At 65.5% G+C, this 11,416-nt stretch carries 8 protein-coding genes; 4 read left to right on the top strand and 4 right to left on the bottom strand.

Annotated features, from left to right (window positions below):
- Positions 1–43 precede the first annotated feature (43 nt).
- Entirely contained in the window at positions 44–1,291 is a 1,248-nt protein-coding gene (locus RKE40_RS20965; RefSeq protein ID WP_316020157.1) for a calcium-binding protein, read from the bottom strand.
- 760 nt (positions 1,292–2,051) lie between these two features.
- Between RKE40_RS20965 and RKE40_RS20960 the strand changes: the two genes are divergently transcribed.
- The 4 genes from RKE40_RS20960 to RKE40_RS20945 are packed head-to-tail and all read left to right on the top strand — an operon-like array spanning position 2,052 to position 7,438.
- Positions 2,052–3,857: a type I secretion system permease/ATPase gene (locus RKE40_RS20960; RefSeq protein WP_316020156.1), complete on the top strand. Its 1,806-nt coding sequence runs from the start codon at positions 2,052–2,054 to the stop codon at positions 3,855–3,857.
- Positions 3,857–5,263, top strand: a complete 1,407-nt coding sequence (locus RKE40_RS20955; RefSeq protein WP_316020155.1) for an HlyD family type I secretion periplasmic adaptor subunit — start codon at positions 3,857–3,859, stop codon at positions 5,261–5,263. The genes RKE40_RS20960 and RKE40_RS20955 overlap by 1 nt, the downstream gene beginning before the upstream one ends.
- A 38-nt stretch (positions 5,264–5,301) precedes the next feature.
- Complete coding sequence (locus RKE40_RS20950; protein WP_316020154.1) at positions 5,302–6,435, top strand: helix-turn-helix transcriptional regulator; 1,134 nt, start codon at positions 5,302–5,304, stop codon at positions 6,433–6,435.
- 4 nt (positions 6,436–6,439) lie between these two features.
- Positions 6,440–7,438: a M23 family metallopeptidase gene (locus tag RKE40_RS20945; protein ID WP_316020153.1), complete on the top strand. Its 999-nt coding sequence runs from the start codon at positions 6,440–6,442 to the stop codon at positions 7,436–7,438.
- A gap of 71 nt (positions 7,439–7,509) precedes the next feature.
- On the opposite strand, the gene aspT is transcribed toward RKE40_RS20945, so the two are convergent.
- From aspT to RKE40_RS20930, 3 genes are all read right to left on the bottom strand, one after another.
- A complete protein-coding gene (gene aspT, locus RKE40_RS20940) occupies positions 7,510–9,195 on the bottom strand; it encodes an aspartate-alanine antiporter (protein ID WP_316020152.1) in 1,686 nt (561 codons plus the stop codon).
- 111 nt (positions 9,196–9,306) lie between these two features.
- Positions 9,307–10,926 (bottom strand): bifunctional aspartate transaminase/aspartate 4-decarboxylase, encoded by a 1,620-nt coding sequence (locus RKE40_RS20935; RefSeq protein WP_316020151.1) that lies wholly within the window; start codon positions 10,924–10,926, stop codon positions 9,307–9,309.
- Between the two features lie 50 nt (positions 10,927–10,976).
- Positions 10,977–11,416 (bottom strand): aspartate-alanine antiporter-like transporter (locus RKE40_RS20930; RefSeq protein ID WP_449249309.1); only part of this gene is annotated, 440 nt, incomplete at its 5' end.

The raw sequence follows: 11,416 nt of genomic DNA, 5'->3' as shown, positions 1-11,416 counted from the left end.
GGGTGGCGGCGGGAGAGCGCCGCCACCCTCGAGCGCCGCGCCGTTACACGAGCGTGATCGCGTCGTAGCCGAGCGCGTCGTTGATGTCCTCGATCGACGTGAAGGTGCCACCGCCGCTGACGCCGTCGATCTGGATCGTGCCGAAGCCGAAATCCAGAACCACGCTCGCGCCGGAATCGTCGACCGTCACCACGGTTGTCTCCGGATCGAGAACATCGACCTGGATCACATCCTCGTCCTCGACGTCGAGATCGGTGACCTCGTCATCGCCGAACGGATTGTCGGCCCCGTCACCGAAATAGAAGGTGTCGGTGCCCTGGCCACCCGTCAGCAGGTCGTCGCCCTCCTCGCCATAGAGGTCGTCGGCCCCGTTGCCGCCATCGATCTCGTCATCGCCTTCGCCGCCATGCAGTTCGTCGCTGCCGGCATCGCCGCTGATCGTATCGTCATCGGCATCGCCCCACAGGGTGTCGTTGCCGCCGCCGCCGGTCATCTCGTCGTCGCCGTCCCCGCCATAGCCGGTGTCGCCACCGGCGGCGCCGCTGATCGTATCGTCACCGTCGTCGCCGTTCAGCGTATCGGCGCCCGAGCCGCCGTCCAGCGTGTCATTGCCGTTGCCGCCACTGATGTCGTCGACGCCGGCCCCACCATTTAGGGTGTCGCCGCCGCCGCTGCCACTCAGGGTGTCGTCTCCGTCGCCGCCGTCCAGGGTATCGGCCCCGGCGCCGCCTTCCATCGTGTCGTCACCGTCGTCGCCATTCATGGTGTCGCTGCCGGTGCCGCCATTCATGGTGTCATCGCCGTCGCCGCCGCTCATCGTGTCGTTTCCGCCGGCGCCGTTCATCACGTCGTTGCCGGCATCGCCATTCACCGTGTCGTTGCCGGCGCCGCCATCCATCGTGTCGACGCCGTCGCCGCCATTCAGTGTGTCGACGCCTGCGCCGCCATTCACGACGTCGTCGCCGTCGCCCCCGTCAGCGGTGTCGTCGCCGGTGCCCCCGTCGATGACATCGTTGCCGGCATCGCCGTAGAGAGTGTCGTCGCCGGCGTTGCCGTTGACGACGTCGTTGTCGTCGCCGCCGCTGATCGTGTCGTCACCGGCATTGCCGTTCAACGTGTCGATGCCGACGCCGCCCTGAATATCGTCGTCACCGGCTCCGCCATTGACGAGATCGTTGCCGCCATCGGCATCGATCGTGTCATTGCCGGCGAACCCGTTGATGACGTCGTCGCCCGCGGTGGAAGGAGGAGGGATGATATCGTCGCCGGGCGTACCATTGATGACTGCCATAACAGTTCTCCCTGTTGCGAAATCAGCCCTCGTTTGGGCGCAGGACTGCGACTGCGCGTAGTCTTGCGCATCAAGATCGATCGTCGGGGATCGAGCATGTCTACGAGGGCACGGGACGCTACGGAGAGGCAGAGTGTGCCGCAATCCCCATTTGGAGACAAAACGCCGCGCAAGCCGGCTCTATTCTGACTGCGTGCCTCGAAGTCTTTTGGTTCAACTTCGAACCCGCAAGCATTACACGCGCGCCGCCTGCGTGCGCGTGGCTCATCGTGCTGGACGCGACCAGCCTCGCCAAGCTGCCCAGCCGGGAGCCGTCGGAATGGCGAACCCCTGGTCGCGTCCCATCCAGAGGCGATTTCTGTCACCAAATGGGGATTATGCTCGCGGACGGCCTTCCCTAGCCTCGCCTGACGGCGTCAAGGCCGTCTCCGGCCGGCAGCGAAGCGGGCCAATCGGCACGCTCGATGTTCGCGGCAATCCACAGTGGCGTGGGCTGGAAATCTGGGGAGGCGAAGTCATGGCGATGGCGTTGCTGACGGCGATACGGTCGCCGGGATCGGCCTTCTTGCAAAGCCAGGGCTCGTCGCCCGGCCTCCGAGGCGGATGGCTCTGGTCGAAATCGCGATGCGGGATCTCCTGAAGGCCAAATGGCGCCTTGCTCTCTGCCACCGGAGCGAGATCCAGGCCGAATGTCGGCCGCTCCCAGGCGGCATCAAGCTCCGGTACTGCTCCATCAACGCTTCTTCCCATCCGAGGACACATGTCCGACGTGTCTGCGAGCCGCACCGCTTCCGCGTTTCGCGCCAGAAGCACCGCCGAGACCGCCGTATTGAGAGGTCGCGCTCTGATCCTGGCGATACCGGGACGGCAGGCCCTGCTATGGGTCGTCGTCTTCAGCATCGCGATCAATGTGCTCCTGCTCATCCTGCCGTTCTATTCGATCCAGGTCTTCGACCGGGTGATCACGAGCGGCAGCGTGGAGACTCTGATCGGACTGACGGTCCTCGCCGTCGTGACTCTCGGCTTCAGCGCCTGCTTCGACGTTCTGCGAAGCCGCCTGCTCGGCCGTTTCGCCGTGCGCTTCGAGCAATTGCTCGCGCCCCTCGTGCTCAAGGCCTCGATCATCGATCCGGCGAGGCGGAGCGAGGCGGGAAGCCATGACATGGTCCGGGTGCGCGAGCTCAGGAACATGCTGTCGAGCGGGACCGCCACCACCCTGATCGACGCGCCGTTCCTGCCGGCCTTCGTCGTCGTGCTCTACCTCATTCATCCCTGGTATGGGACGATTGCGCTGGTCGGCTCCCTGCTGCTGCTGCTGCTGGCGCTGGCGAGCGGCCACGTTGCACGCGCCGAGCTGGCGCAGGCGTCCGGGACTGCTCAGCGCACCCAGCGCACCCTCGACGGCATCGTTCGACATGCCAATCTCGTGCGCGCAATGGGCTGGACGCAAGGCGCGATCCGAGAGTTCTTCCGGCTCAACGACGAGGCGCTGGTGCCGGTGGTCAAGGCGAACGAGCGGGTCGCTCTGATCGCGGCGGTCGCGCGCACGGTCAGGATCGTTCTCCAGGTCGCGGCGATCGGGGCCGGAGCCTGGCTCGTGCTGCAGAACGAGGTGCTGAGCGGCAGCCTGATGGCCAGCTCCATCCTTACCGCCCGCACGCTGGCGCCGATGGAGCATCTCGTCGCCGGCCTCCGCACGCTGACCTCGGCGCGCGATTCCTGGGGTCACATCCGCGCCGCCGCCGCCGCGGCCTTGATGAGCCAGCGACGAACGCTCCTGCCCCCGCCGCAAGGCGCGCTCGATGTCAGCGCCGTCACCTTTCGCATCCCGAATGCGCGACGTGCGGCCCTCGCAGGCATCAGCTTCCGCTGCGTTCCCGCGAGCGTCGTGGTCGTCATCGGCCCGACGGGTGCCGGCAAGTCGACGCTCCTGCGCATGATCGCAGCTCTCGAAAAGCCGACCTCGGGCACGATCCGGCTGGACGGGGCCTCGCTCGACCATTGGGATGCCGATCAGCTCGGCCGCTATGTCGGCTACCTGCCACAGGACGTCGAGCTGATCGGCGGCACCGTCGCCGAAGCGATCGCCGGCTTCGATGAAACCGCGACGGACGAGGATATCGTCGCTGCCGCCAGGCAGGCGAACGCTCACCAGATGATCCTGGCGCTGCCGAACGGCTATGAGACCGAGATCGGCCGGGACGGCAACAAGCTCTCCGGCGGGCAGCGCCAGCGCATCGGATTGGCTCGCTCCTTGTTTGGCAGGCGCAAGCTGATCCTGCTCGACGAGCCCAACTCCAATCTCGACCCGGATGGCGAGGAGGCCCTGTGCCGGGCGATTAGGGAGGCGAAGGCGCGCGGCATGACCCTTGTCATCGTCACGCATCGCCCGAGACTGTTCACGGTTGCCGACCAGATCCTGTTCCTGCGCGACGGCGTCCAGGTGGCCTTCGGCCCGCCCGACGAAGTCCTCCCGCAGGCGATGGCCGGGGCCACGCCAATGCGACCTTCACGTCCTGTCGCCACGGAGAAAGCCAGGCCCGACATCATCGAGGGGAGGGGCTGATGGCGTCCGGCGTCGATCTCGGGCCTCGGGCGCGATGGCTGCCGAGCGTCGTGCAGGACGACCTACCCGTCATGGTGCCGCGAACCGTGAAGGGGCAGGTGGAGGCAGTGCCGGAGCGTCCTCGGACCGAGACCGGGCCACTCGTCCTGTGGGGCGCCGCGCTGATTGTCCTGCTCTTCGGCATCTTCGGCATCTGGGCCGGCACGGTGCCACTCGCCAGCGCGGTGATCGCGCCCGGCGTGGTGAAGGTGCTGTCCCAGCGGCGTTCCGTGCAGCATCTCGAGGGCGGAATCGTCAAAGCGCTCTTCGTTCGGGAAGGCGAGCAGGTCGAGCGCGACCAGCTCCTTGCCCGGCTGGACACGACCCAGATCGAAGCCAATCTCGGCGTGCTCGAAACCAAGCTCTTTGCCGATCTCGCCATGGAGGCCCGGCTGGAAGCAGAGCAGGCCGGAGCTGCAGCGGTTTCGTTTCCCGATGAGCTGAAAGCGGACCCGATCCCTCCCGATGCGCAGGCCTCGGTGGCAACTCAGCTGGCAGAGTTCGCGGCGAGGCGGGACTCGCTGCAAGGCGAGCGTCACCTCATCGACCAGCAGATCCTGCAGCTGGAGGATGGTATCCGCGGACTCCAGAGCAGCTCTAGCGGGCTTGAACGCCAGCTCGCCTTCCTCCGCGAGGAGATCAAGGATTCGGACTTCCTCCTCGCCAAGGGGCTGGCCCGAAAACCCAAGGTTCTGGCGCTCAAGCGAGCCGAGGCCGACGCTGAAGCCCAGATTACGACGAATGCTTCCTCGGTGGCCCAGTCTCGGGGCAAGATCGCCGAACTGGAGAACAAGCGCCGGCAACTCGTCCTGACCTGGATCGAAGACATCGCAAAGCAGCGTCACGCGGCCCGCGAGCGGATCGCCGACACGAGGCATCGCATCACGGCGGCTCGCGATATACTCCATCGGAGTGAGGTCCGGGCCCCCGAAAGAGGTATTGTGGTCGGCCTCAACATGCGGAGCTTGAACGCTATACTCCCGCCGCGCGAAACGCTGCTCGACATCGTTCCGACGCAAGATCGCCTGATCGTAGAGGGTGAGGTCAAGCCCACCGACCGCAACGAGGTGCGCGTCGGGCAGCCGGCTCGCGTGCAGATTCTTGCCTTCAGCACCAGGCGCTCTCCGATGTTCAGCGGTGCCGTCACCATGGTCACAGCCGATGCGCTCATCGAACCGAGGTCAGGAAAGGCGCTGTACAAGGCCGAGGTCGATCTTCAGCAAACGCCGGAACTCTCCGCCTATGTCTCTGCTCTTCAACCGGGAATGCCGGTCGAGATCTTCATCCAGACCGGTCAGCGAACTTTCGCGGACTATCTGCTGCAGCCGTTGATGCTCCGTGTCCGGCGCGCATTCAAGGAGAACTAAACGTCACGGCCGGGGGTAAACGAGCGAGGGAGGGCCCGATGCTGCGGGACGATTCCAGCACGCCGGCACGACCAGGCAGAACTGCAATGCTTCTGGCTCTCGATGCCTTCGGGCGAGCCATGCTCGGTCTGCTCGAATGCAAGCGATGTTTCGCGCTGTCGCTCGCCCGATCGAGCGGATTCGCCGGACAGGCCGTCCGTGTCGGGTTCGACAGCAAGGTTCAACCATCTGCAGACGTCATCACGCGCCTGACGCAGCGGCCGGATTGGCATGGCCAGAGTCTCTTTGCGGTCGATCCCGCCGACAGGCTCGTCAGGGAACTGCTCGGCAGGGAGCAGGACGAGCCCGTGCATGCCCTGGCGGGTCGCCTGCCGGGCGGCGATGGCAGCGATCTGATCTTCCTGGCAGGCTGGCGATCGCGTCCTCTGTCAGCCGACGAGATCGTCTGCGTTTCGCGGGCCGCCAGCGTCATATGGGCGACGACGCTCGGCTTCACACTGCATCGCTCAGACGATCTGAGCCTCGATGCACTGCTCGAGGAACTGGCCTTTCCAGCCTTTACGGTCGACCACCGATTGAGGGTTCTGGAAACGAACGATGCGGGCCGGCAACTGCTTCTGGCGCAGGCTCCGGTTCGCCTCGATCATGGGGCCCTCGTCGGCCCGAACGCGCTCGTCAACACACTGCTGCATCAGGCTCCGCGCGATGCGGCTCCCCTTCGCTGCGGGCGCGTCTGGACGAACACGATCATTCCCCTGTCCACGGACCATCGCGCCTTCGCGTTCGCCTGGATCGGCGCTGCGCCGACCAGGCAGCATCTGGATCGCCTGCTCGTCATCATCCCCCAGATCGACCCGGCTGCGGGGGCCAAGCGGATCGCGACCGCCTTCGGCTTGCCCTGGGCCGAGGAAAGGATCGTCCAGCGCATCCTGCGGGGGGAGCCGCCATGGAGAATCGGCCAGGCCCTGGAACTGACGGAAGCCACGGTCAGGACCTATATCAAGCGGATCATGCTGAAGCTCGGTATCAATCGCCAGATCGAGTTCTTTCTGCTCTATATTCTGACATCGTCGCCTTTCGTCGATGGCTATCGCGACCAGATCGTCCCGGGCGAAATCGGCGCCGGTCGATTACCGGCAAAGCTGGATCGCTTCCGGCACGAAGGAGCCTGAAGGCATGTTCTGGACGCGCCGCCTTCCTGCCGCCGGGCTCGTCCTTTTCGTCTGCACGGCAGGAGCTGGAGCCGAAGAACCTCCGCTCTTCGGCATGCCGGTCGCATGCGAGCTCGGGCGCAACTGCTTCATCCAGAACTATGTCGACGCCGACCCGTCCGGTTCGGCCAGGGACTACAGCTGCGGCACACTCTCCTATGACGGCCATAACGGGACGGATATCCGCCTGCCGACGATGGAGACACAGCGGGCCGGCGTCGACGTGCTGGCGGCGGCTCCCGGCCGCGTTCTGCGGCGGCGGGACGGCGTGGCCGATGTATCCGTCCGCGAAGCCGGTCGGGACGCGGTCAAGGGTTCGGAATGCGGCAATGCCCTGGTGATCGGGCATGCCGATGGCTGGGAAACGCAATACTGCCACATGGCCCGGGGCAGCCTGCGCGTCGCCGTCGGTGATCGGGTCGAGTCCGGTCAGCCGATCGGGCGGATCGGGCTGTCGGGCCTGACCGAGTATCCGCATCTGCATTTCATCGTCCGCCACCGCGGCGAGATCGTCGATCCCTTCGCGTATGGGGCGTCGCCGGACTCGTGCGGGGCGGGGCGGATGCTCTGGCAGCCTGCTCTGCGATCTTCGCTCGCCTACGAGCCGCGACGGGTCCTGAACGCCGGCTTTGCCACCGCTCCCCTGACGATGACGGCGGTGGAGGCCGCAGATGGCCGGGGGAAGCAGCCGGATGCCGATGCGCCCGCGCTCGTCGCCTATGTCCGTGGGATCGGACTCAAGAAGGGCGACGTCCAATCGCTGGTCCTGCAGGGCCCGGCGGCCGGGCGTGTCGCCCGGAACGATGCCCGGCCGCTTGAGCGAAACCAGGCGCAGACCCTGATCTTCTCAGGCCTGAAGAAGCCGGAGGCCGGCTGGGAACGAGGTCTTTATCGCGCCAATTATACGGTGCTGCACGAGGGGAAGGTGGTCCTGAAGCAGGATTTCGATATCCAGCTCCAATAGGGCGGTTCCTGGCCACGGCCGGTTTGATCTGTGATGGTCTTTGGCTTGTTCTAACGACGAGACCGTCGCAATCACAGTGACATCAGGGCGACCAGGACCGGGCCCCAGGCCGTCAGCAGAATGTTCCCGATCGCGTAGGGCACGGTGTAGCCGAGTGCCGGGATGCTGCTTTGAGCCTCGTCCTGGACCGCGCGCAAGGCCGCAGTGATGGTGCCGGCGCCTGCGCAGGCGCCGAGCACGATCAACGGGTCCATCCTCAGGACATAGCGTCCGAACAGGATGCCAACCACGTGCGGCAGCAGGGCCGAGACCAGGCCGACGGCCGCGAGGCTGATGCCCGTCGCCTTCAGGCCGGCGACGAAGCTCGGGCCGGCTCCGAGGCCGACGACACCGATGAACACGCAGAGCCCGACGGTATCGAAGATCCAGATCGCCGGTTCGGGAATGCGGCCGAAGAAGGGATAGGCCGAGCGCAGCCAGCCGAAGACCAGCCCCATGAACAGGGCGCCGCCGCTGGCGGTCAGCGTCAGTGGGATGCCCAGCACAACGACCGAGAGCAGGCCGAAAAGGCCGCCCAGGAAGATGCCCAGTCCGACGAAGACCATGTCGGTCGCCGCCGTGCGCCTGTCGGGATAGCCGATCACAGCGGCGGCGCGTTCGACCTCCGCCATCGGCCCCATCAGGGACAGGACGTCGCCGCGATTGAGGCGTGTGCTCGGGATCACCGGCATCGCGATGCCCGAGCGCGTCAGCTTGGCGAGGAAGACGCCGCGCGCGAGCTGGTCCTCCGCCAACTCCGCCAGCGACCTGCCGTCGAGCTGACGACTCGTCACGATCACGTCCAGCGCTTCGAGCGGAATGTCCAGCAGCTCCGGATCGGAGACTTCAGGCCCAATCACATCGCCGCGGGCGGCGTGCACTTCGAAGCGCGCCATCACGGCGATGATGTCCCCGGCCCGGATCCGGTGCGGCGAGGCAAGGTCGAAAAGCGTGTCGCCGCTGCGGCCCCGCAAGACGAAGACGCGGGATTGCTTCGGCATCGCCTCCAGCTCGGCGATGGTCTTGTCCAGGAGCGCCGGATTCTCGACGCGATAGGCCCGGACATCGAACAGGCGTGCGGCGGAGACGATGCCCTCGGATTCAGTGGAGGTCGCGGCCTTTTCGGAGCGTGTCGCCATGGCCGCTTCGCGCAGGTCGATCCCCATCAGCTTCGGGCCGACCTTAGGCAGGAACCAGACGAGGGCGGCGGTGCCGATCAGATAGGTCACGGCATAGGCGACGGGGATGTTGTTGACGAGCGCCGTGCGTTCCGCCTGCGGAAGATCGAGCCGCTGGATCGCCTCGCCGGCGGTGCCGATCACGGTGGATTCCGAGAAGGCCCCGGCCAATAGCCCAGCGGCGGTGCCGATGTCGTAGTTCAGCAGTTTTGCGAAGGTCAGCGCCGTGAGCAGGCAGGTGACGCATAGCACCACGGTCAAGGCCACCTGCGGCAAGGCATCCTTCTTCAAGGCGCGGAAGAATTGCGGCCCGACCTTGTAGCCGGTGGTGAACAGGAAGAGGTCGAAGAAGACCGCCTTCACCACCGTCGGCACCTTGATGTCGAGCTGGCCGACCAGGACCCCGGCCAGAAGGCAGCCGACGACGACGCCGAGGCTGAAGCTGCCGAACTTCAGCTTCCCGATCAGGAAGCCGAGCGCGACCGTCAGGAAGACGGCGAGCTCGGGATTGTTGCGCAGTGCTGCGACGACGAAATCCATGGCCGAACTCGCTGTTGGTCAGCCAAATCCGCTCGGGTCTCCCGCTCGCCGAAAGGCGCGCGGGAGGGGGTGATCTGCCGTCACGCCTTTGCAGTGGCGCTGCTGGCGCCTTCAGGTCTTCTGCTTGAGCGCAAGGTTGTAGGCGTCGAAGGCCTGCCGGTAGCCGCGTGCCACGGCGCGCGTCGCTCGGCCGATCTGCCCGTAGACCTCGTCGTCGAGATTGGCGAAGGAGACGCGGACCGACCAGTCCGGAGCGTGGAAGCCGCCGCCATTGAGCAGCACGATGCCGTGGTCCTCGGCGAGCCGGAACACGATGTCGAGCGGGTGGATGTTCTTCTTCATGTAGGCCACCACCTCGGGCCCGACATATTTGTTGGCCCAGAACTCGAAGTCGACCAAGCCGTAATAGCGGTCATGGAGTGGGTTGTCGGGCACCTCGATGCCGAGGCCTTCGATCATCCTTTGGACGCGCGAGTTGACGATCTCCATGCAGGTCTTCTGGTAGAGCTTGGCATCGTCCATCATCTCCGACAGCGAGAACAGCGTCATCATCACCTGCTGCGGCAGCGACAGGCCGGCGGTGTGGTTGAGCGCGATGTCGCGACTATCGGCGACGATGCGGTCGATCAGCCTCATCTCGCGCGGCTTCAGGGTCAGCGGACCATAGCGCTTGTCGAGCGCCGCCAGCGTGTTCGCGGGATGCTTCGCGATCGCCTTGTCCAAGATGTTGTCGCGGTGGATCGCGATCACGCCGAGCCGCCAGCCGGTGCAGCCGAAATACTTGGAGTAGGAATAGACGCCGATCGTGTTGTGCGGCAGGGCGCCGAGCAGGCCGCGGAAGCCCTTGACGAAAGTGCCGTAGACGTCGTCGGTCAGCAGCATCAGGTCGGGACGCTTGGTCTGAACCAGCTTGACGATCTTGGCGATCGTCTCCTCGCTGAGCGCGACCGCATAGGGATTGCCAGGATTGACCACGAAGAAGGCCTTGACCTTCGGGTCCTCGAGCTTCTTCAGTTCTTCGTCGGTGAACTGGAAGCGGTTCTCCTGCGGCGCCGCGACCGTGACGACATTGAGCCCGTAATCCTCGAGATGCGGCATTTCGAGATAGGGCGTGAAGATCGGCGTCGCCAGCGCGATGGTGTCTCCGGGGTTCAGGAGACGGTTGGCCTTCAGCGACTTGAAGATGTAGCACATCGCCGCCGTACCGCCCTCGACGGCATAGAGGTCGAACTGGCCGGCGGGACGCGGTTCGCCGCACATCGCCCACATCAGGTATTCGTGCACGATGCGCTCGTTATGGACGAGCATACGGTCCGGTACCGGGTAGTTGTCGCCGATGATCGAGTCGACGAGTTCGTGCACGAAGGCGTCTGGCTTGAAGTCGAACTTCTTGACGGCGAAGGCGACCATGTCCTTCAGGAACTCGGCGCCGGGCGAATCCTTGTGAGACGCCAGCCAGTCGTCGAGCCGTGCGGCGATGCCGTCCGCCTTGGGCATGCCGCCGATCCCGGCCGGCTTGCTCATCACCCGGCGGCTTTCGGTGATCGCGAACTGGCCGAGCAGGAAGAAGCCTTCGCGTGGCGTGGTCGAAACCCAGTTCGGGTTGCCGCGCCCGGCATTGAGCATCGCGATCGAGGAATTCTGCGCGGTCAGCTTGGCGAGGCGGATCAGCTCGTCCTTGATCTCGAAGGGGCTGAGTGTCTCGAAGGTCCGCAGCGTGACAGGATCCATGACATGCTCCCGGTAAGAGGCTGAGATCGAAAGTCTTTCCTTGGCCTGCGCTAGGTCAGCAGCATGATGATCACCATGCCCCAAATGGTGAGGAGCGTGTTCCCGACCGCATAGGTCACGGTGTAGCCGAGGGCGGGAACCTGGCTCTTGGCGGTCTCGCAGATCATGCCGAGCGCGGCGGTCGTGGTGCGTGCCCCGGCGCAGGCGCCGAGCAGGATCGCCGGGTCGAAGCGGAAGATGAATTTGCCGGCGAACATGGCGAGGATCAGCGGGATCGTCGTTGCGAGCGCGCCCCAGAGGAAGAGGCCGACGCCTTGCGTCTGCAGGCCCTTGACGAAGCCGGGACCGGCCGAGATGCCGACGACCGCGATGAACATGTTCAGGCCGACCGAATTCATGAACCAGACGGTCGAGCTTGGGATGCGGCCGAAGGTCGGATGAACCGAGCGCAGCCAGCCGAAGACCAGGCCGGAGATCAATGCGCCGCCAG

It is taken from the genome of Allobosea rubneri, assembly GCF_032464875.1.
Classification (GTDB): domain Bacteria; phylum Pseudomonadota; class Alphaproteobacteria; order Rhizobiales; family Beijerinckiaceae; genus Allobosea; species Allobosea rubneri.
Note: the sequence above shows the minus strand (reverse complement) of the source record. Positions and strands in the feature narration are given on the sequence as shown.